Source organism: Sphingobium sp. TomTYG75, from assembly GCF_054771635.1.
Map to the genome: position 1 here is coordinate 1,665,274 of NZ_BSRE01000001.1, position 20,222 is coordinate 1,685,495.

30 protein-coding genes are annotated in these 20,222 nt (G+C 61.2%); 27 read left to right on the forward strand and 3 right to left on the reverse strand.

All coding sequences use genetic code 11. The features are described from left to right. Positions 1-84: 84 nt before the first annotated feature. The 24 genes from rpsJ to ACYU81_RS08515 all read left to right on the forward strand — a co-directional run bounded on the left by rpsJ (position 85) and on the right by ACYU81_RS08515 (position 14,059). Positions 85-393, forward strand: a complete 309-nt coding sequence (gene rpsJ, locus ACYU81_RS08400; RefSeq protein ID WP_004208724.1) for a 30S ribosomal protein S10 — start codon at positions 85-87, stop codon at positions 391-393. A 274-nt stretch (positions 394-667) separates the two neighbouring features. Next, the gene (rplC, locus tag ACYU81_RS08405; protein ID WP_449474571.1) at positions 668-1,423 is read left to right on the forward strand and encodes a 50S ribosomal protein L3; all 756 of its coding nucleotides are present in this window, start codon (positions 668-670) and stop codon (positions 1,421-1,423) included. Positions 1,424-1,426: 3 nt separating this feature from the next. Next, positions 1,427-2,050, forward strand: coding sequence for a 50S ribosomal protein L4 (gene rplD, locus ACYU81_RS08410; RefSeq protein WP_460987196.1), 624 nt, complete (start codon positions 1,427-1,429; stop codon positions 2,048-2,050). Continuing rightward, entirely contained in the window at positions 2,043-2,360 is a 318-nt protein-coding gene (locus ACYU81_RS08415; protein WP_021239762.1) for a 50S ribosomal protein L23, read from the forward strand. Before rplD ends, ACYU81_RS08415 begins: the two co-directional genes overlap by 8 nt. Positions 2,361-2,362: 2 nt before the next feature. Next, a complete protein-coding gene (rplB, locus tag ACYU81_RS08420; protein WP_196225088.1) occupies positions 2,363-3,199 on the forward strand; it encodes a 50S ribosomal protein L2 in 837 nt (278 codons plus the stop codon). 5 nt (positions 3,200-3,204) lie between these two features. Next, the gene (gene rpsS, locus ACYU81_RS08425; RefSeq protein WP_007686576.1) at positions 3,205-3,483 is read left to right on the forward strand and encodes a 30S ribosomal protein S19; all 279 of its coding nucleotides are present in this window, start codon (positions 3,205-3,207) and stop codon (positions 3,481-3,483) included. Next, positions 3,483-3,869 (forward strand): 50S ribosomal protein L22, encoded by a 387-nt coding sequence (gene rplV, locus ACYU81_RS08430; RefSeq protein WP_449470811.1) that lies wholly within the window; start codon positions 3,483-3,485, stop codon positions 3,867-3,869. Before rpsS ends, rplV begins: the two co-directional genes overlap by 1 nt. A 4-nt stretch (positions 3,870-3,873) precedes the next feature. Beyond that, positions 3,874-4,569: a 30S ribosomal protein S3 gene (gene rpsC, locus ACYU81_RS08435; RefSeq protein WP_196225090.1), complete on the forward strand. Its 696-nt coding sequence runs from the start codon at positions 3,874-3,876 to the stop codon at positions 4,567-4,569. 21 nt (positions 4,570-4,590) lie between these two features. Next, on the forward strand, positions 4,591-5,022 hold the full coding sequence (gene rplP, locus ACYU81_RS08440; RefSeq protein ID WP_267249803.1) for a 50S ribosomal protein L16: 432 nt from the start codon (positions 4,591-4,593) through the stop codon (positions 5,020-5,022). Between the two features lie 3 nt (positions 5,023-5,025). After that, positions 5,026-5,229 carry a 50S ribosomal protein L29 gene (gene rpmC / locus ACYU81_RS08445; protein ID WP_326289522.1) on the forward strand — a complete coding sequence of 68 codons (204 nt, stop codon included), beginning with the start codon at positions 5,026-5,028 and terminating at the stop codon, positions 5,227-5,229. Positions 5,230-5,241: 12 nt separating this feature from the next. After that, complete coding sequence (gene rpsQ, locus ACYU81_RS08450; protein ID WP_006960320.1) at positions 5,242-5,505, forward strand: 30S ribosomal protein S17; 264 nt, start codon at positions 5,242-5,244, stop codon at positions 5,503-5,505. A gap of 164 nt (positions 5,506-5,669) precedes the next feature. Then, positions 5,670-6,038, forward strand: coding sequence for a 50S ribosomal protein L14 (gene rplN, locus ACYU81_RS08455; RefSeq protein WP_007686569.1), 369 nt, complete (start codon positions 5,670-5,672; stop codon positions 6,036-6,038). Beyond that, entirely contained in the window at positions 6,038-6,349 is a 312-nt protein-coding gene (gene rplX / locus ACYU81_RS08460) for a 50S ribosomal protein L24 (RefSeq protein WP_460987199.1), read from the forward strand. Before rplN ends, rplX begins: the two co-directional genes overlap by 1 nt. Further along, a complete protein-coding gene (gene rplE / locus ACYU81_RS08465) occupies positions 6,349-6,921 on the forward strand; it encodes a 50S ribosomal protein L5 (protein ID WP_449470813.1) in 573 nt (190 codons plus the stop codon). The genes rplX and rplE overlap by 1 nt, the downstream gene beginning before the upstream one ends. A 52-nt stretch (positions 6,922-6,973) precedes the next feature. Next, positions 6,974-7,279 carry a 30S ribosomal protein S14 gene (rpsN, locus tag ACYU81_RS08470; RefSeq protein WP_007707881.1) on the forward strand — a complete coding sequence of 102 codons (306 nt, stop codon included), beginning with the start codon at positions 6,974-6,976 and terminating at the stop codon, positions 7,277-7,279. Positions 7,280-7,291: 12 nt separating this feature from the next. Continuing rightward, the gene (rpsH, locus tag ACYU81_RS08475; RefSeq protein WP_021239751.1) at positions 7,292-7,687 is read left to right on the forward strand and encodes a 30S ribosomal protein S8; all 396 of its coding nucleotides are present in this window, start codon (positions 7,292-7,294) and stop codon (positions 7,685-7,687) included. Further along, a complete protein-coding gene (rplF, locus tag ACYU81_RS08480; protein ID WP_460987202.1) occupies positions 7,687-8,220 on the forward strand; it encodes a 50S ribosomal protein L6 in 534 nt (177 codons plus the stop codon). Before rpsH ends, rplF begins: the two co-directional genes overlap by 1 nt. A gap of 1 nt (position 8,221) precedes the next feature. Then, complete coding sequence (gene rplR / locus ACYU81_RS08485) at positions 8,222-8,587, forward strand: 50S ribosomal protein L18 (RefSeq protein WP_449470817.1); 366 nt, start codon at positions 8,222-8,224, stop codon at positions 8,585-8,587. 2 nt (positions 8,588-8,589) lie between these two features. Beyond that, positions 8,590-9,315, forward strand: a complete 726-nt coding sequence (gene rpsE, locus ACYU81_RS08490) for a 30S ribosomal protein S5 (protein ID WP_449470819.1) — start codon at positions 8,590-8,592, stop codon at positions 9,313-9,315. Positions 9,316-9,320: 5 nt separating this feature from the next. Continuing rightward, on the forward strand, positions 9,321-9,500 hold the full coding sequence (gene rpmD / locus ACYU81_RS08495; protein WP_196225097.1) for a 50S ribosomal protein L30: 180 nt from the start codon (positions 9,321-9,323) through the stop codon (positions 9,498-9,500). Between the two features lie 279 nt (positions 9,501-9,779). After that, complete coding sequence (gene rplO / locus ACYU81_RS08500) at positions 9,780-10,304, forward strand: 50S ribosomal protein L15 (protein ID WP_449470820.1); 525 nt, start codon at positions 9,780-9,782, stop codon at positions 10,302-10,304. A gap of 216 nt (positions 10,305-10,520) precedes the next feature. Then, positions 10,521-11,885: a preprotein translocase subunit SecY gene (gene secY, locus ACYU81_RS08505; RefSeq protein ID WP_196225099.1), complete on the forward strand. Its 1,365-nt coding sequence runs from the start codon at positions 10,521-10,523 to the stop codon at positions 11,883-11,885. Between the two features lie 45 nt (positions 11,886-11,930). Continuing rightward, positions 11,931-12,587, forward strand: coding sequence for an adenylate kinase (locus ACYU81_RS08510; protein WP_449470821.1), 657 nt, complete (start codon positions 11,931-11,933; stop codon positions 12,585-12,587). A gap of 431 nt (positions 12,588-13,018) precedes the next feature. Next, entirely contained in the window at positions 13,019-14,059 is a 1,041-nt protein-coding gene (locus ACYU81_RS08515; protein ID WP_449470822.1) for an acyltransferase family protein, read from the forward strand. A 90-nt stretch (positions 14,060-14,149) separates the two neighbouring features. Here ACYU81_RS08515 and ACYU81_RS08520 read toward each other — a convergent pair whose 3' ends face one another. Further along, a complete protein-coding gene (locus ACYU81_RS08520; protein ID WP_449470823.1) occupies positions 14,150-14,962 on the reverse strand; it encodes a CsgG/HfaB family protein in 813 nt (270 codons plus the stop codon). Between the two features lie 164 nt (positions 14,963-15,126). Here ACYU81_RS08520 and lepA point away from each other — a divergent pair, with 164 nt between their 5' ends. From lepA to ACYU81_RS08535, 3 genes are all read left to right on the forward strand, one after another. Then, entirely contained in the window at positions 15,127-16,932 is a 1,806-nt protein-coding gene (gene lepA, locus ACYU81_RS08525; RefSeq protein ID WP_460987206.1) for a translation elongation factor 4, read from the forward strand. Between the two features lie 125 nt (positions 16,933-17,057). After that, positions 17,058-17,444 (forward strand): PH domain-containing protein, encoded by a 387-nt coding sequence (locus tag ACYU81_RS08530; protein ID WP_460987207.1) that lies wholly within the window; start codon positions 17,058-17,060, stop codon positions 17,442-17,444. Between the two features lie 166 nt (positions 17,445-17,610). Next, a complete protein-coding gene (locus ACYU81_RS08535) occupies positions 17,611-18,294 on the forward strand; it encodes a hypothetical protein (protein ID WP_460988144.1) in 684 nt (227 codons plus the stop codon). Between the two features lie 366 nt (positions 18,295-18,660). Here ACYU81_RS08535 and ACYU81_RS08540 read toward each other — a convergent pair whose 3' ends face one another. After that, complete coding sequence (locus ACYU81_RS08540) at positions 18,661-18,957, reverse strand: I78 family peptidase inhibitor (RefSeq protein WP_460988145.1); 297 nt, start codon at positions 18,955-18,957, stop codon at positions 18,661-18,663. 12 nt (positions 18,958-18,969) lie between these two features. Further along, positions 18,970-20,136, reverse strand: coding sequence for a ribonuclease D (rnd, locus tag ACYU81_RS08545; RefSeq protein WP_460987208.1), 1,167 nt, complete (start codon positions 20,134-20,136; stop codon positions 18,970-18,972). Positions 20,137-20,222: the final 86 nt, after the last annotated feature.

Genomic DNA, 20,222 nt, shown 5'->3' on the forward strand with positions numbered 1-20,222 from the left:
TGCATTCTCACAAGTCATCGGCTGCTCCAGCTGATTTCTGAAAATGCTCCAGGTTTTTGGCTCTTTCGCATCGGTACAGGAACAATGGACAGCAACATCCGCATTCGCCTCAAGGCGTTCGATCACCGCGTGCTTGATCAGGCGACCGGCGACATCGCCGAAACCGCCCGCCGCACCGGCGCCCTTATTCGCGGTCCGATTCCCCTTCCGACGCGCATCGAAAAGTTCACGGTCAACCGTGGTCCGCACATCGACAAGAAGTCACGCGAGCAGTTCGAGGTCCGCACCTACAAGCGTATGCTTGACATTGTGCAGCCGACGCCGCAGACGGTCGACGCGCTGATGAAGCTGGACTTGGCTGCCGGCGTGAACGTGGAAATCAAGCTGGCTTAAGCTGGCAAGTCCCTGCTTTTCCGCAAGGATGGCAGGGTATCGGGCATTCCGGGAGACCGGAAGCTCAAACGACACAAGGGATACCGCACGGCCTCTCCGGTAAACTGGAAATGGCTCGTGGTCCTGGTCCCCCGTCGCTGTTCCCGAGTAGGGAGTGGCAACCAACCCGGACGGGGTGATTGTTATTTGGGTTGGCCGCGAAGGAGGGATCCTGAGCGGTTTTTTCGTTGGATACGCCCGCTGCTAAGGCGGGCCTCTATGGGAGTAATCAGTGATGCGCACAGGCGTGATCGCTAAGAAAGTCGGGATGACCCGTCTGTTCCAGGAGGACGGACGGCATGTACCGGTTACGGTTCTGGCCCTTGAGGGCAATCAGGTCGTGGCTCGCAAGGAAGTTGATCGTGACGGTTATGTCGCGGTTCAGCTTGGTGCGGGCGTCGCGAAGGTCAAGAATGTCGCCAAGCCGCAGCGCGGTCACTTCGCCAAGGCGGAAGTGGAGCCGAAGGCGCGCCTGGTCGAATTCCGTGTCGCCGAGGACGCGCTCCTCGATGTCGGCGCCGAGATCGCGGCCGATCACTTCATCGCCGGCCAACTGGTCGATGTTGCCGGTCACACCCAGGGTAAGGGTTTCGCCGGCGCCATGAAGCGCTGGGGCTTCGGCGGTATGCGCGCCACCCACGGCGTGTCGATCAGTCACCGTGCCCATGGTTCGACCGGTAACCGTCAGGATCCGGGCCGCGTCTTCAAGAACAAGAAGATGGCAGGTCATATGGGCGACCGTGAGCGGACCCAGCAGAACCTCGAAATCGTGCGCACCGATGTCGAGCGCGGCCTTCTCTTCGTGAAGGGCAGCGTTCCGGGCGCGAAGGGGACCTGGCTCACCGTCAGTGACGCTGTCAAGGTCGCCCGCCCGGCGGACGCACCCTATCCCGCCAGCCTGAAGCAGGCTGCGAACAGCAATAGCGCTCCGGCGAACACCCCGGCTGAAGAAGCTGCGGCTCCCGAAGTCACCGAAGGCCAGGAGGGCTAAACCATGAAGGTCAATGTACAGACCCTCGACGCGCAGACTGCTGGCGAACTGGAGCTCAGCGATGCCGTGTTCGGCCTCGAGCCTCGCGCCGACATCCTGCACCGCGTCGTCACCTGGCAGCTCGAAAAGCGTCGCGGCACTGCCCGCGGCACGCGCGAGCGTAGCGACGTTGCCCGCACCGGCAAGAAGTTCGGCCGCCAGAAGGGTGGCGGCACCGCCCGTCACGGCGATCGCCGCGCACCGGTGTTCATCGGCGGTGGTAAGGCTCACGGTGCCCGCGTCCGCGACTTCAATCCCTCGCTGAACAAGAAGGTTCGTGCGCTGGGCCTGAAGATGGCGCTGTCGTCGAAGATCAAGAGCGGATCGCTCACCATCATCGACAGCCTCGACGTCAAGGACGGCAAGACCCGCGAGTTGGTCGCCAGCCTCGCCAAGCTGAACCTCACCAAGGCGCTGTTCATCGACGGTGACGCCGTGAACATCAGCTTCGCCAAGGCTTCGGCTAACATCATCGGCGTGAACCTGCTGCCCGCTGTGGGCGCCAACGTTTACGACATCCTGAAGGCCGACTCGCTGGTGCTGACCCGCGCCGCGGTCGAAAAGCTGGAGGCGCGTTTCAATGGCTAAGAAAGAAGCTGCGAAGGTCGACAACCGTCATTATGACGTCGTTGTCGCCCCGGTCATCACCGAGAAGTCGACGCTTCTCTCCGAGAATAACGCCGTGGTCTTCAAGGTCGCCAATGATGCGACCAAGCCGGAGATCAAGGCGGCCGTCGAGGCTCTCTGGGGCGTGACCGTCAAGAGCGTGAACACGCTGGTCGCCAAGGGCAAGACGAAGAAGTGGAAGGGCAAGCCCTACACTCGTTCGGACGTGAAGAAGGCGATCGTTCGTCTGGCTGACGGCCAGTCGATCGACATCACCGAAGGAGTGCGCTGATCATGGCGCTTAAGAGCTACAACCCGACCAGCCCCGCGCAGCGTGGCCTGATCCTGGTCGACAAGTCCAGCCTGCACAAGGGCAAGCCCGTCAAGGCGCTGACCGAAGGCAAGCGCAAGACTGGTGGCCGTAACAACAAGGGCCATGTGACCTCGCGCGGTATCGGCGGCGGTCACAAGCAGCGCTATCGCATCATCGACTTCAAGCGCCGCTTGTGGGATGTTGAAGGTACGGTCGAGCGTCTGGAATATGACCCCAATCGCACAGCCTTCATCGCTCTGGTGAACTATCCCGATGGCACCCAGGCCTACATCCTGGCACCGCAGCGGCTTGCGCCGGGTGACAAGGTCATCGCGGGCAAGAAGACCGACGTGAAGCCGGGCAATGCGATGGAACTGGGTCAGATGCCGGTTGGCACGATCATCCACAACATCGAGATGAAGCCGGGCAAGGGCGGTCAGCTTTGCCGGTCGGCGGGCACCTACGCCCAGCTGGTCGGCCGCGATCGCGGCATGGTGATGGTCCGCCTGTCCTCGGGCGAGCAGCGCTACATCCGTTCCGATTGCATGGGCACCATCGGCGCCGTGTCCAACCCGGACAATGGAAACACCAACCTCGCCAAGGCAGGCCGCAACCGTTGGAACGGTATCCGTCCTCTGACGCGCGGTGTGGCGAAGAACCCGGTCGATCACCCCCATGGCGGTGGTGAAGGCCGGACCTCGGGCGGCCGTCATCCGGTTACTCCCTGGGGCAAGCCGACCAAGGGTGCGCGCACCCGCCACAACAAGGCAACGGACAAGTTCATCATCCGTAGCCGCCACGCGAAGAAGAAGAGGTAAGCGAGATGGCTCGTTCCGTCTGGAAAGGTCCTTTCGTGGACCTCAGCCTTCTGAAGAAGGCGGAAGTGGCGCAGGACGCCGGTGGCCGTTCGGGTCCGATCAAGACCTGGTCGCGCCGTTCCACCATCCTGCCGCAGTTCGTTGGCCTGACGTTCAACGTCTATAACGGCCGCAAGCATGTGCCGGTCTCGGTGAACGAGGATATGGTGGGTCACAAGCTGGGCGAATTCGCTCCGACCCGCTACTTCCCCGGCCACGCTGCCGACAAGAAGGGCAAGCGCTAATGAGCAAGGAAAAGGCTCCCCGTCGCGTCGCCGACAATGAGGCGCTGGCCGTTGGCACGCAGATCCGTGGTTCGGCCCAGAAGCTGAACCTGGTCGCCACGCTCATCCGCGGCCGTAAGGTCGAAGAGGCGTTGAACATCCTTGCCTTCTCGAAAAAGGCGATGGCTGTCGACGTGCGCAAGGTGTTGGCTTCGGCCATCGCCAATGCGGAAAACAATCACAATCTGGACGTCGACTCGCTGGTCGTCGCGGAAGCATCGGTGGGCAAGAGCTTCACCCTGAAGCGCTTCCACGCCCGCGGCCGCGGCAAGTCGACCCGGATCCTGAAGCCCTTCAGCCGCGTGCGCATCGTCGTTCGTGAAGCAGCTGAAGAAGCGGAGGCGTAAGACTATGGGTCACAAGAGCAATCCGATCGGTCTGCGCCTGCAGATCAACCGCACCTGGGATAGCCGTTGGTACGCGGAAGGCGCCGACTATGGTCGCCTGCTGCTGGAGGATCTCAAGATCCGCCAGTATATCATGAAGAACCTGCCGCAAGCCGCGATCTCCAAGGTCGTGATCGAGCGTCCGGCTAAGCTGTGCCGCGTGTCGGTATATGCTGCTCGTCCCGGTGTGATCATCGGTAAGAAGGGTGCGGACATTGAGAAGCTGCGCAAGAAGCTGGGCAGCCTGACTTCTTCGGACGTCAGCCTGAACATTGTCGAGATCCGCAAGCCGGAAGTAGACTCCAAGCTCGTGGCACAGGGCATTGCCGACCAGCTGGAGCGTCGCGTGGCGTTCCGCCGTGCGATGAAGCGCGCGGTGCAGTCCGCCCTGCGTCTCGGCGCGGAAGGGATCAAGATCACTTGCGGCGGCCGTCTGGGCGGCGCGGAGATCGCACGTGTGGAATGGTATCGCGAAGGCCGCGTTCCGCTGCACACGCTCCGTGCGAACGTCGACTATGCTGAAGCCACGGCGCACACCGCCTATGGCGTTTGCGGCATCAAGGTCTGGATCTTCAAGGGCGAAATCCTTGGTCATGATCCGATGGCTACCGACCGGCTGATGCTGGAGGCTCAGACCTCCGGCGTACGCCCGGCGCGCTGAGAATAAGGTAGGTATAGCGTCATGCTGCAACCGAAAAAAATGAAGTTCCGCAAGACCTTCAAGGGCCGGATCAAGGGCGACGCCAAGGGCGGTTCGGACCTGAACTTCGGCTCCTATGGCCTGAAGGCTCTGGAACCCGAGCGCGTTACCGCGCGTCAGATCGAAGCGGCCCGCCGCGCGATCACCCGGCACATCCGCCGCCAGGGTCGTCTGTGGATCCGCGTGTTCCCCGACGTTCCGGTGTCGAAGAAGCCTGCCGAAGTCCGTCAGGGTAAGGGCAAGGGTTCGGTCGAATATTGGGCGGCTCGCGTCAAGCCAGGTCGGATCCTTTTCGAACTCGACGGCGTTCCTGGCCCGCTCGCAGCAGAGGCATTCTCGCGCGCCGCGATGAAGCTGCCCATCAAGACCAAGGTCGTTGCCCGCCTCGGCGACACCTCGCACCTGGAGGGCTAAGCCGTGGCCAACGTTGCCGACCTCAAGACCAAGACGGACGACGAACTGTCGACCGAACTCAACAACCTGAAGCGCGAGCAGTTCAACCTGCGTTTCCAGGCGGCCACCAACCAGCTGGAAAAGCCCAGCCGCGTGAAGGAAGTCCGCCGTTCGATCGCGCAGATCAAGACCCTGCAGACGGAGCGTAACAGCTCCGTCGCGAAGTAAAGGAAACACACGATGCCCAAGCGCGTGCTGACGGGAACGGTGGTTTCCGACAAGACCGACAAGACGGTGGTGGTTCGCGTAGAGCGCAAGGTTAAGCATGCGCTCTATGGCAAGATCATCCGCCGATCGAAGAAGTACCATGCCCATGACGAGGGCAATGTTTACAAGGAAGGCGAAACGGTCCGCATTGAAGAGACCGCTCCGATTTCCAAGCTCAAGACCTGGAAGGTCATCGAGCGCGTGGACACCCACAAGTCGCCCGAAACGGCGGCCTGAGGTTAGTCACCGGCCTTAAGGGTCGAAATTTCGGACGCGGGGCTGGCCTTTTCTTGTCGGAGAGGTTACAGGCCCGCGCTTCGTGTTTCGAATCTTCCGGTCGAAACCCGAATTCGGAACCGCCGGGACAGTCTCGGTAGGCCAGACAAGAAGGAACCGGATCAATGATCCAGATGCAATCCAATCTTGACGTTGCTGACAACAGCGGCGCCAAGCGCGTCCAGTGCATCAAGGTGCTGGGCGGCTCGAAGCGTCGCTTCGCGAGCGTGGGCGACATCATCGTCGTCTCGATTAAGGAAGCTGCGCCTCGTGGCAAGGTGAAGAAGGGTGACGTGCATCGCGCCGTCATCGTGCGCACCGCTAAGGACGTGCGTCGCGCTGATGGCAGCGTGATTCGCTTTGACGGCAACGCCGCCGTGCTGATCAACAAGAACGAGGAGCCGATCGGCACCCGTATCTTTGGCCCGGTCGTTCGCGAACTGCGCGCCAAGAAGCACATGAAGATCATCAGCCTTGCTCCTGAGGTGCTGTAATGAGCGCTGCTAGAATCAAGAAGGGCGACAAGGTCGTCGTGCTCGCTGGCAAGGACAAGGGCCGTACCGGCGCTGTCTTGGCTGTGCTGCCCAAGGACGACAAGGTCCTGGTGGAAGGCGTCAACGTGCATGCGCGTCACCGCAAGCCCGACCAGGCGAACCCGCAGGGTGGCATCGAGCGCAAGCCCGCGCCGCTCCACATTTCGAATGTCGCTGTCGCCGACAAGGATGGCAAGCCGACCCGCGTCCGTTTCGAGGACCGCGACGGCAAGAAGGTCCGCGTCGCCGTCAAGTCCGGTGAGGTGCTGTAATGAGCGACAAGTACACTCCGCGCTCCAAGGCGCAGTATGACGCTGAAATCGCCAAGGCGATGACCGAGAAGTTCGGTTACGAAAACGTCATGCAGGTTCCGAAGATCGAGAAGATCACGCTCAACATGGGCGTGGGCGAAGCGACCCAGGACAAGAAGAAGGTCACGTCGGCGGCCGAGGAAATGGAACTGATCGCTGGCCAGAAGCCGGTGATCACCAAGGCTCGCAAGTCGATCGCGCAGTTCAAGCTGCGTGAAGGCATGCCGATCGGCGCCAAGGTCACGCTGCGTCGTGAGCGCATGTACGAGTTTCTTGATCGTCTGATCAACGTTGCTCTGCCCCGCGTGCGCGACTTCCGTGGTCTCAATCCGAAGAGCTTCGACGGCCGTGGCAACTATGCTTTCGGCATCAAGGAGCAGATCATCTTCCCGGAGATCAACTATGACCGCATCGACAAGGTGCGCGGCATGGACATCATCGTGACGACCACGGCGAAGACGGACGAGGAAGCGCGCGAACTGCTGCGTCTCTTCGGCTTCCCCTTCCCGATCGAAGAGAAGCAGGCGGCCTGAACCAGGTCCCGCTTCTCTTTCCAAAGACACCCAAGGAAAGAGAACTTAAGTCATGGCGAAACTGAGTTCGATCAACAAAAATGAGCGCCGCAAGAAGCTGGTCAAGAAATATGCCGGCCGCTATGCGAAGCTCAAGGCGATCGCGAATGATACCGCGGCCGACGACAGCGATCGTCTGATCGCGCGTCTGAAGATGGCGGAGATCCCCCGCAACGGCAACCCGACGCGCGTTCGGAACCGCTGCGAACTGACGGGGCGTCCCCGCGCTTACTACCGCAAATTCCGCCTCTGCCGCGTGCAGCTGCGTGATCTGGCCAACAAGGGCCTGATCCCCGGCGTCACCAAGTCGAGCTGGTAAGGATCATTTGAGATGGCATTGACCGATCCCCTGGGTGATATGCTCACCCGCATCCGCAACGGGCAGCAGGCGAAGAAGGACAGCGTTGTGTCCCCCGCTTCGAAGCTGCGCGCCCGCGTGCTCGACGTGCTGCAGCGCGAAGGCTATATCCGTGGTTATTCCGAGGAAGCTCTCGGCAAGCACCCGGGCCTGCGCATCGAGCTGAAATATTTCGAGGGCCAGCCCGCGATCAAGCATGTCGCCCGCGTGTCCAAGCCTGGCCGCCGCGTCTATTCGGGTTCCAAGGAACTGCCGGTGGTCCGTAACGGCCTGGGCATCACCATTGTCTCGACGCCTCGCGGCGTTCTGTCCGACGCTGAAGCGCGTGAGCAGAATGTCGGCGGCGAAGTGCTCGCGGAGGTGTTCTGATGAGCCGCACTGGTAAGAAACCGGTTGCCGTCCCCGCGGGCGTCACCGCCGCCATCGAAGGCGGTCAGCTGTCGGTGAAGGGTCCCAAGGGTACCCTCGCCATTCCGCTCGCCGACGAAGTCACCTACAGCATCGAAGACGGATCGATCGCCGTGAAGCCTGCCAATGACAGCAAGCGCGCCCGCGCTTTCTGGGGCATGCAGCGCACGCTGATCGCTAACCTGATCACCGGTGTTACCGAGGGCTTTTCCAAGAAGCTGCTCATCACCGGTGTCGGCTACCGCGCCAACTCGCAGGGCAAGACCCTGAAGCTGCAGCTCGGCTATTCGCACGACGTCGATTTCGCGATCCCGGAAGGTATCGAAATCAAGACCCCGGATAACACCACGGTCGAGATTAGCGGTATCGACAAGCAGAAGGTGGGTCAGGTTGCGGCCGAGATCCGCCGCTGGCGCAAGCCCGAACCCTATAAGGGCAAGGGTATCAAGTACGCCGGCGAGTTCATCTTCCGCAAGGAAGGGAAGAAGAAGTAAGATGGCAAAGCTTTCCCTCTTCGCGCGGCGCCGTCGCCGCGTTCGCACCGCGCTCAAGGCAGTTTCAGGCCACAAGCCCCGCCTCAGCGTTCACCGTTCGGGCCGTCACATCTACGCCCAGGTCATTGACGATGCGCAGGGCAAGACCCTGGCCGCCGCGTCGACCCTGGACAAGGACGTCGGGTCGAAGGCTCTGGGTAAGACTGGCGCCTCTTCCGAAGCCGCTGCCGAAGTCGGCAAGCGCGTTGCCGCTGCGGCGACCGCTGCCGGCGTCACCAAGGTCGTGTTCGATCGTGGTGGCTTCCTGTTCCATGGCCGCGTCAAGGCGCTGGCCGATGCCGCCCGCGAAGGCGGGCTGGAGTTCTGATCATGGCTGACGAAAACGAAATCCAGGCCCAGGCGGGCGCACCTGCTGCTGTCGAAGGCGGCGAGAATGCACCGACCGAGGGCCGTGGTCCCGGTCGCGGTCGTGGTCGCGGCGGTGACCGCAACCGTGGTGAGCGTGGCGGCCGTGGCCGTCGCGACGATCGTCGCGGTGGTAACCGTGACGAGGAACAGGGCGAAGAGCTGATCGAGAAGCTGGTTCACATCAACCGCGTCTCGAAGACCGTCAAGGGCGGTAAGCGCTTCGGCTTTGCTGCTTTGGTGGTTGTCGGCGACGGCAAGGGTCGTGCGGGCTTCGGCCATGGCAAGGCGCGCGAAGTGCCTGAAGCCATCAGCAAGGCGACCGCTTCGGCCAAGAAGGCGATGGTTCGCGTTCCGCTGAAGGAAGGCCGCACGCTGCACCATGACGGCCTTGGCCATTTCGGTGCGGGTAAGGTGACGGTTCGGTCGGCCCCCGCCGGTACGGGTATCATCGCCGGTGGTCCGATGCGCGCGGTGTTCGAAAGCCTAGGCGTTGCAGACGTCGTGACGAAGTCGAACGGCACCTCGAACCCCTACAACATGATTCGTGCGACCTTCTCGGCGCTGGGCGAACAGACCAGTCCGAAGTCGGTGGCGCAGCGTCGTGGCAAGAAGGTTGCTGACCTGCTTCGTCGTGGTGGCGCCTCGGCCGAAGTCGCGCAGGCTGATGCCGAAGCGATCGTGGAGTAACGGATATGGCGAAGATCAAGATCAAGCAGATCGGCTCACCGATCCGCCGTCCCGCCGACCAGAAGAAGATTCTGATCGGCCTCGGCCTTGGCAAGATGCACCGCGTGGTTGAACTGGAAGACACAGCGGAAGTCCGCGGTGCCATTGCCAAGCTTCCCCACATGGTCGCAGTGGTCGAGGGCTGAGCCTTCCGATCACAATGGAATGAAGCGGGAGAGGGGGAAACCCCTCTTTCGTTTTTTTGGAAGACGCGCTAAAGGCGCGACTTCCAAAATCCCAGCATAGGCTGGGATTTCATGCCGGATGGCGAGTCCTCTTGTGAGGAGACCCCCGGTTTCATTTGGCTAGGCGCGACCCGAGAAGTCGCGTTCAGCCGCCAGCGGTCCCAGCCTTCGCTGGGACTTCGGCATGACTGCTCAAAGAGCAATCATGCCTCGCGCGAACATAGCGAAAGCGAGTGCACAATGACGAAGCTTAACGAACTCAATGACAATGCCGGTGCCCGTAAGGGTCGGATGCGCGTCGGCCGTGGTATCGGCTCGGGCAAGGGCAAGACCGCTGGTCGCGGCCAGAAGGGTGCGAAGGCGCGTTCGGGCGTTGCGATCAACGGCTTCGAGGGCGGCCAGATGCCGCTCCACATGCGTCTGCCGAAGCGCGGATTCAACAACATCTTCGCCAAGGATTACGCGATCGTGAACCTGGGCGCGCTGCAGAAGGCGATCGACGCGGGTAAGCTCGACGCGAACGCCACCATTGACCATGCTGCGCTGAAGGCAGCCGCACTGGCTCGCGGTGGCAAGGACGGCGTTCGCCTGCTCGGTAAGGGCGAACTGACCGCAAAGCTCAACCTGCTTGTTGCGGGCGCGTCGAAGGGCGCGGTGGAAGCGGTCGAGAAGGCTGGCGGCAAGGTCGAAGTGATTGCTGTCGTTCCGGCCGCCGAAAAGGCCGCTGCCAAGAAGGGCAGCGCCAAGGCCGCCAAGAAGGCATAACAAGCCGCCGAGGCTTGCAAGCATGGCCCCGCTGCCCGATATGGGTGAGCGGGGCCTTGTGTGTTTTAGGATCAGGGACCTTTATCGCTGGCTCTGGTCTGGTTCAGAATGAACGGTGTGAATTTCCGCGTTCGACAGGGCGCGATCACGCCGCTAAGGGGTTAGCGATTCCGCGCCGGGTATCTGACCGGCAAGATGTTTTGAAGGGCAGCCAAGATGGCATCGAGAGCCGACCAGCTCGCATCCAATCTCAGCCTGGCAAAGTTCAGCCAGGCGACCGACCTCAAGAAGCGCCTATGGTTCACACTGGGCGCCTTGATCGTGTTTCGCTTCCTGAGTTTCGTGCCGCTACCGGGCGTCGACCCGACCGCGCTGTCTCAGCTTTACAAGCAGACGAACGGTGGTGTCCTGGACATCTTCAACACCTTTTCGGGTGGTTCTCTGTCACGCATGAGCCTGATCGCGCTCGGGGTGATGCCATATATCACGGCCTCGATCGTCGTACAGCTCGCGGCCAGCCTTTCGCCGCAGCTCGCCGCGATTAAGAAGGAAGGCGAGAGCGGTCGCAAAAAGCTCAACCAGTATACGCGTTACGGCACGGTTGGCCTGACTGCGGTGCAGGGCTATTTCATCGCGGTCGGCCTCGAAAGCTTCGGCGCACAATCGGGTGTGCAAGCAGTGGTTGATCCCGGTTTTCTGTTCCGGATCGCAGCGGTCGTGTCGCTAATCGGGGGCACGATGTTCCTGATGTGGCTGGGTGAACAGATCACGTCGCGCGGTATCGGCAACGGCGTCAGCCTAATAATCATGGCTGGTATCGTTGCTCAGCTTCCGGTCACCCTAAGCAATCTTTTCAAATCGGGCAGCGAGGGATCGATCTCGGGCCTGTTGATCGTGATGGTCATCGCATTGGCGGTCGGCTTGATCCTGCTGATCTGTTTCATGGAGCGCGCGCAGCGCCGCGTGCTGATCCAGTATCCCAAGCGCCAGACTCGTCAGGGATTGATGCAGGCGGATCGCAGCCATCTGCCGCTCAAGGTAAATACCGCCGGCGTTATCCCGCCGATCTTCGCCAGTTCGCTTCTGCTGATGCCACTCACCATTTCCCAGTTCGCGGGTAGAACCATTGCCGGTGAGAGCAGGCTTGGGGATTTCGTACTGACGCTGAACCAATATCTGTCGCACGGCAGCCCGGTTTACATGGGCCTTTATGGCCTGGGTATCGTGTTCTTCTGCTTCTTCTACACCGCGGTTGTGTTCAATCCTGAGGAGACGGCAGATAATCTCAAGCGGAATGGCGGGTTTATACCGGGCATCCGTCCCGGCAAGAACACCGAAAATTATCTGGACTATGTGCTGACCCGGATCACGGTGATTGGTGCTGCCTATCTGGCCATCATATGCCTGGTGCCGGAATTTGCCATCGCCCGGGCGGGTATTCCCTTCTATCTGGGCGGGACGAGTCTGCTGATCGTGGTCAATGTCACGGTGGATACCGTGACGCAAATCCAGAGCCATTTGCTGGCGCACCAATATGGGGATCTGATCAAGAAGGCGAAGCTGAAGGGACGCCTTCGCTAAAAAGCGCATCGAGGCGCGGCGCAAGAACAGGGGAGTATGCGCAAAATGAATATCATTCTGCTGGGTCCTCCAGGAGCAGGGAAGGGCACGCAGGCGAGCCGCCTGGTCGAAACCCGTGGCATGGTTCAGCTGTCGACGGGTGACATGCTCCGGGCGGCGGTAAAGGCGCAGACGCCGATTGGCCTCAAGGCCAAGGCGGTGATGGAGGCGGGTGAACTGGTTTCGGATGAAATCGTTTCCGGCATCATCGGCGAAGCATTGGATGGGTTGGCCGACAGCACTGGCGTGATCTTCGACGGCTATCCGCGCACCGAAGCTCAGGCCCATTCGCTCGACGCCATTCTTGCCGATCGCGGCCGTACATTGGACCATGTCATCGAACTCGACGTCGATGAGGACGCTCTGGTTGAGCGCATCACGGGCCGCTTCACCTGCGCGACCTGCGGTGAGGGCTATCACGACAGCTTCAAGCAGCCCAAGGTCGCTGATGAGTGCGACAAATGCCATGGGCATGAGTTCAAGCGCCGTCCCGACGATAATGAAGAAACGGTTCGCACCCGGATGGCGGAATATCGCGCTAAGACCGCCCCCATCCTTCCAATCTATGAAGCGCGAGGGATCGTGTCCCGTGTGGACGGCATGGCTGACATGGACGATGTGACTGCGGCAATCGCGGGCATATTGGATCACGCCAAAGGCTGAGGTAATTTCTCCCGTCTTTCAGAGGCGGGAGGAGGGCAAGAGCAGCTTCCCGGCCCGCGCCGGTTGGCGGGCAGTATCGAACATGCTCGCATGATCTTTGCCGCACCATATAAGCATTTAAGGCGCCTTTCCGGGGCCTTGGGGCCTCTCCAAGCTGAGGCGGTCACTGGTACGCTCGACATCGCGCTCGATCCGGCGGGCAAGGACGTTTGTGTAAGCATGTCGCGAGAGGCTATATGCGAATGGGTCCGGTGCAGATCGCGCCCATTGTGGACAAGGTTCTGGCCGAGCAACTTGCACGGCTGAAGCGCACAGCGGAGCAGGGAGACTGACCTTCCAAGCTGGACTCAGCATGGAGGTGCCAGCAACAATATATATCCGACCCTAATATCTTAACCGATTGATTGCTGTTTCATTGCTAATGCATCCGGGTGACTGCTTCGCTCACTCGGAACCGCCTGGTCGAACTAGATGCCTTGAGAGGCATAGGCGCGCTGTGCGTGCTGATTTTTCATTATTCCACGCGTTTCCACGAGCTTTTTCCCCAAGCGGCGCACGTGCCCTTCAGCTTTCCCGGGGGCAATTATCGCGTCCTGCTGTTTTTCACGATCTCGGGCTTCGCCATATTCTTCACGCTGGATCGGATCGGTAGCGTCGCCGACTTTGCGGTAAACCGGATCGCTCGGCTTTATCCGGCTTATATCGTCGCGATGTTGCTAACCTTGTCGATCGAATATGCGGCAAAGGCGTCCCAATTGCTGGTAGGTCCCAGCGCGATCCTGGCTAACTTCACGATGTTGCAGGGGTTCGCGTTTCTTCCTGAGGTAGACGGCGCTTATTGGACTTTGACCGTCGAAATCGCCTTTTACTTCTGCATGATATCGATCTGGAAATGGGCTGGATTGAAAAGGCTCGAACCGATGCTGGCATTGTGGCTCGCGGTTCGCGCGATTTATGGGTTATGGCCCGACATGCCAGAACGCATCGTCATGCTTTTGGTACTGCGCTATCTCCCCTTCTTCATCATCGGGATGCTGTCGTACCGTGTATGGTCCGGTCAGCGAAGCTGGCGCCAGCAATCTCCCTACTCCCTCCTTGCACTGCTGTCGGTCGCCTTCGTGGAAAGTTGGGACGTCACGCTAATGGCTTGTATTCTGCTTGCAGGCTTTGCAGCGCTGATCAGAGGGCATTTGCAGTGGATCGCGTCACGTCCACTGCTCTGGATGGGTGGGATCAGCTATTCCTTCTACCTCATCCATCAGCATGTGGGTTTTGTCGTGATGCTGAAAATGGCGGAGCAGGGCTACAGCCCGTGGCTTGCCTTCTTCTCCGCGTTTCTTGTCGCGTTAACTTTGGGCACGGGCATCAACAGGCTGGTGGAGCGCCCCGCCGGTGAGGCGATAATATCGTGGTGGCGACGGCGGCGTGGAAAGAGGTTTGTGCACGCTGAAGCCTCGTCCCGGCCTATTTGATGAAGATGTCTATTCTGTCGCACAGACAGTGGGGGTGAGCGGAAGGAGAAGCACAGGGGCTCGGCATTGGTGCCAAGCCCCTGCAAAGATTTATTGCGCGCGGGGGGCGGCTGCTGCCGCGTTGGCAGGCAACCCGCCCATCTGCGTGACCAGCTTGGTATAGGCGTCCAGATAGGCGAGCACGATCACCTGACCGATTTCGGTATTCTGGTAGCCGCTAGCACCGGCAGCAGCAAAGCCACCCCACCAACCGGCACCACCGCCACCACCGAAGCCGATGTCGGTCTTGCGCGCATAGCCTTCGGTCAGCGCCTCTTCTTCAGTCGTACGGGCGTTGACGATGGAAAGCGTGACGTTCGCTTCCTTCTTCTTGATGTTCAGGCCGCCAGCAAGTGCGCCGAACGTGCCGCCCATCAGGCCGCCAAGTGCCGCGCCGAAGCCGCCGCCGCCAGAATTGCGGTTGGACGAGACGATATCAGGCTCCAGATAATAGTCGGCTGCCTTGACCTGGCCCCGGCCAAGGTTCGATCCAGCCTGCAATTCGCCCGAGTCCGCCATGGCGCGTTCCATCGCCCGACTCTGCATGGCGCGGCCGCGGTTGACGATGCCAAAGCAGCCGGACTGCTGGATGAACACCTTTAGGATGGCTTCCGGGCTGCCCAGGTTTAACTCGCGCCACCACTGGTTGTCGGGTTCGACGATCGCGACAGTGCCAAGGCGGCGGGTACAGCGGGGAATCTCCTGCTGAGCGCGCTCCTGCGACCTGCGGCCCGAGGAGGCGCCTTTGGTGGTGCCATCCTTATAGGTCTTGCCAGAAGAACTCATATTCGTCTGCGCCATCGCAGACATCGGCGTAACAAGCATCGATGCTGTCGCGACGAGCGCGGAAACCGTCTTGAACATTGCCCCAAATCCCTTTCGAGCGGTTAATTATGGAATTTTTATTATGGTACGACCCGTTTAAGGCTCGCGTCAATTACCATAGCTCGCGGGCTTTTCCTACTGATGGTCAGGCTGTTTGCAAGCTCTGCTGACAGGCCCGCAAATGGCTGCTATCGGCGCGGTCCATGACCAACCTTTCGCACATCCGTAATTTCTCGATCATCGCGCATATCGACCATGGCAAGTCAACGCTGGCCGACCGGCTGATCCAGCGCACCGGGGGGCTGACCGACCGGGAGATGTCGGCCCAGGTCCTCGACAATATGGATATCGAGAAGGAGCGGGGCATCACCATCAAGGCGCAGACCGTGCGCCTCGACTATGTCGCGAAAAATGGTGAGACGTATGAGCTCAACCTCATGGACACGCCGGGCCATGTCGACTTCGCCTACGAAGTGAGCCGGAGCCTCGCTGCGTGCGAGGGCGCGCTGCTGGTTGTCGATGCGGCGCAGGGCGTGGAGGCGCAGACGCTGGCCAATGTCTATCAGTCGATCGAGCATGACCATGAGATCGTGCCGGTGCTGAACAAGATCGACCTGCCTGCCGCCGAACCGGAAAAGGTCCGAGCGGAGATCGAGGAAGTGATCGGCCTGGACGCTTCGGAAGCGGTGCTGGCGAGCGCGAAGTCGGGTATCGGCATCGACGATATTCTCGAAGCCATCGTCGCCAAGATTCCGCCGCCCAAGGGCGACCGCAACGCGCCGCTGGAAGCGATGCTGGTCGACAGCTGGTATGACCCTTATCTCGGCGTCGTCATCCTGGTCCGCGTCGTCAATGGCGTGATCAAGAAGGGGCAGCAGATCAAGTTCATGATCGGCGAGACCGAGCATCTGATCGACCGCGTGGGCTGCATGCGGCCCAAGATCGAACAGCTGCCGGAACTCGGTCCGGGTGAGATCGGCTTCATCACGGCGCAGATCAAGGACATCAGCCAGACCCGCGTGGGCGACACGATCACCACGGTCAAGAACCCTGCCGCCAATCCGCTGCCGGGCTTCAAGGAAGTGCAGCCGGTGGTCTTCTGTGGGCTGTTCCCGGTCGATGCCAATGATTTTGAGAAGCTGCGCGATTCGATTTCGAAGCTGCGGCTGAACGATGCGTCCTTCTCCTTCGAGATGGAGACGTCGGCGGCGCTCGGCTTCGGCTTCCGTTGCGGCTTCCTGGGGCTGCTGCATCTGGAGATCATTCAGGAGCGGCTGACGCGCGAATATGATCTCGACCTCATCACCACCGCGCCGTCGGTGGTCTATGAGATGCACATGAAGGATGGGGAGGTGAAGCACCTGCACAACCCCGCCGACATGCCCGACCCGAACCATATCGAGATGATCGAGGAGCCGTGGATCGAGGCGGTGATCTACTGCCCCGACGAATATCTGGGGTCGATCCTGAAGCTCTGCCAGGACCGGCGCGGCATCCAGAAGAACCTGACCTATGTCGGCGGGCGCGCGCAGGTGACTTATGAGCTGCCGCTCAACGAAGTGGTGTTTGACTTTTACGATCGCTTGAAGTCGATTTCGCGCGGTTATGCGAGCTTCGACTATCATCAGATCGGGACGCGCGAAGGCGACTTGGTCAAGATGAGCATCCTCGTCAACAATGAGCCGGTCGATGCGCTGTCGATGATTGTTCACCGCAGCGCGGCCGAAGCGCGCGGGCGGCATATGTGCGAGCGGTTGAAGGACCTGATCCCCCGCCACCTGTTCAAGATTCCGATCCAGGCGGCGATCGGCGGTAAGGTGATCGCGCGGGAGACGATCGCGGCGATGCGCAAGGACGTCACGGCGAAATGCTATGGCGGCGACATCACGCGTAAGAAGAAGCTGCTGGAGAAGCAGAAAGAGGGCAAGAAGCGGATGCGGGAATATGGGTCTGTACAGATCCCGCAGGAGGCATTCATTGCGGCGCTGCGGATGGGGGATGAGAGCTAACACTCCTTCGTTCGGGGTGACCTCCTCCAAGCCCCCTCCTTTCGTGGAGGGCCGCGTTAGCCAAGGATTGACGCGGGCGGCGCATCCATGATCATGTCCGTGCGCACTTCTTGATGGGACGAATGATGAGCGACGCCTGGTTGTATGACGAGCATCCTGCGATGTTTCGCGCGCATCCGTTTCTGTTCATCCTGCTGCTGATTTCTGTCGTGGGGCTGCTGGCGATTGGGGTCTGGTGGCTGCGGACGAAGGGGGAACGGTTGGCGTTGTCCGACCGGGAGGTTCTGATGGAGCGCGGGCTGCTGGCCAAGCAGCGGACCGAGATCGCGCTGTCGAGCATTCGCAGCGTGCGCATCACGCAGACGTTCGGCCAGCGCATCTTCGATGTCGGCAATGTCGAACTGTTCAGCGCGGGCGACATCGCGGAAATCGCGGTCAAGTCCATGCCCCGGCCGGGGCACATCCGGAACATCGCGGCGTCGCGCAATCTGGATTTGCTGCCACAGCGTTGACGGGCGTTCGCGCCCCCTTGACCTGACGCCAATTTATTTCGACCATATGTCCTGACTGAAGGGACAGTGAAAAGCCTGTATCCGGGGAAGGATGCCGCTGGGTAACGCTGCTTCGCAATGGCGCGGGGCGCGGTTGCAAAGGGTGCCCTTCATGGCTTTGCCGGTGATGCTTTCGCTGCCTGAATTAACCGAGCCGCAGCGTGAGGCCGTTCGTGAGGCCTGCGGCTTTGCCTGCGTCCGATGCGGCGTCACGATCTATCGCTATCTTCGCCTGCCCGATTCGCCGCAAGCGACATTGCTCTGCCCGACTTGCCACGCGCTTGTGGAGGAGGGGCGGCTGACCACGGCGCAGGTGCAGGGATTTCATACCAATCCTGTAGTCCGACAGCGGCACTTCGCCCGGGATCGCATGCCATTTTCTTCGGAGTTGCCGACTTTGATCGTAGGGGGCTCACGGCCGCTGCGCGACACGCCAATCCCTCTGGTACTGGATGGCGAGCCGATCCTGATGTTCGCGCCGCCGCGCCGCAGCCGGGGCGCGACGCGGATCAGCCTGCGGCTCGGCGATCCGGACGGCCACCCGGTGCAGGTGATCCAGGGCAATGAATGGCTGGCCGCCAATGGTAGCTGGCGGTTTCTGCTGCGTGGCGATCGCTACAGCGTCATGGCGGCGCGCGGCGAGGGGTTAGCCATTTTGCGGATCGTGGCGCGTAACCGGATTGCGGTGGAGCATCTGCGCACGACGATCCGGGGGCGGCGGTTGGAGGTGACGCCGGATTGGCTGGAGATCGACGGTAAGCGCCATGTGAACCGGATCGGTAGCGGCGCGCTTGTAGGACTGGAATGTTGAGGTGAGGCGCCAAAAACGGCGGATTTCCGTCGAAGTTCACAGTGTATGCGCGCGCGAGGGCAGGCGCGCGTGGGCGCGAGGGGGTTATGTGGGACGTTTCAAAGAGAGGGGCTGGATAGGGTTGTTGTGGGGGAATAGGACAGGCGGAATTTTGGGCTGGTGGTGGGAATAGGATGGTTTTTGGAGCGGGCGTGGTGTTTGGGTGACGGTAGCCGTTCCCTGCCGCAAGCCTTCAAAGGAGGCAGGTGACTCGTTTGAAGGGTTAGGGGTGGGCGCGAGCGTAGCGAGCTTCTTCACTAGACACTTGCGTTGCGCTGGCTCACCCCCCGGCCCCCTCCCGCTTGCGGGAGGGGGAGCAGGAGTGCGCTAACCGCACCTTGCGGAGGTGATTACCATTTTCTCGTCATAGCTGACGGTGAGGCGATCGGGGCGGAAGTCCATGGTCATGGCCATGCCGGGGGCGCCCCAGCGGAGGGTGCGGGCGCCGGATGCTTCCAGCAGTTGCGCGCCGATGTCGGCGCTTGCGGTCTGGCCGACGAAGCGGTCGAGGCCCTCGTTGCGGCAAGGCCCCTCGGCTGTCGCGGGCGTGGTGGCGGGGCCTTGTCCGTCAGCCGTGGTGCAGGCCGCAGCCAAGAGAGGAATCATTAGCGCCGCTGCCCGCATCATTCCTACTTCCTATTCGGTGCGTGTCATCTTGAGGCGGCCGCCCTTCACCGCAAAGGCCAGGCGTCCTTCCACAAGGTCAACGGCATCGCGGCCGAATTGTTCATAGCGCCAGCCTTCCAGGATCGACAGGTCATCGCGGACACCTGCGGCCAGTGCGTCCAGATCGTCGCTGCGGGCCAAGAGGCGGGCGGCGACGTTGATGTCGCGCGAACGAATCTTGAGGAGGAGCTTCAATAAATCCGCGACCAGCGCGCCGTCCTTGCCAAGGCCGGGGCGCTTGGGATCGCGTTCGGGCATCTCATCCTTGTCGAGCGGGGTGTGGCTGCCGAGCGCCGCCATCAGGCGCGCGCCGATGTCGTTGGTCTTCCAGGTGGCGGACAGGCCGCGAACCTTGCCAAGGTCGTCCTGAGACCGGGGCGGGTGGCTGGCGATGTCGGCCAGCGTCTCATCCTTGACGATGCGGCCACGGGGAAGATTCTTGTCCTGCGCCTCGATCTCGCGCCATGCGGCGAGCGCCTTCAGGCGGCCGAGCACATCGGCCTTGCGGCTGGCGATGCGGACGCGTTTCCAGGCTTCATGCGGCTCGTTCACATAGTTGGAGGGATCGCAGACACGCTCCATTTCCTGGTCCAGCCAATCGCCGCGGCCGGTCTTGCGCAATTCCTCCAGCATCATCGGGAAAATCTGGATCAGATAGGTGACGTCGCCGATGGCATAATCGATCTGCCGCTTGTCGAGCGGGCGGCGTCCCCAGTCGGTGAAACGCGCGCCCTTGTCGAGTTGTACGCCGAGCCACGCGTCGATAAGGTTGCCGTAGCCGATCTGTTCGCCAAGGCCCAATGCCATCGCCGCGATCTGCGTGTCGAACATCGGATGCGGGGTGCGGCCGGTCAGGTTGTAGATAATCTCCAGGTCCTGCCCGCCTGCATGAAAGACCTTCAGCACATCCTCATTATCGACCATCAGGTCGAGCAGGGGGCTAAGGTCAAGGCCCGGCGCCTTGGGGTCGATCGCGGCGGCTTCGTTGCTGTCGGCCACCTGGACGAGGCAGAGGTCGGGCCAGTAGCTGTTTTCGCGCATGAACTCCGTATCGACCGCGATGTAGGGTGATTTGGCGATACGGGCGCAGAATTGGGCGAGTGTCTTGCTGTCGGTGATCAGCGGATGGATTTGCATATGGTCTTCGATCTTATTATGGGCTGGCCCGCTCCCTGGCGGGCTCGTCGATGTTCGACATGAGTGCCCATAGCGGGGCTGCAACA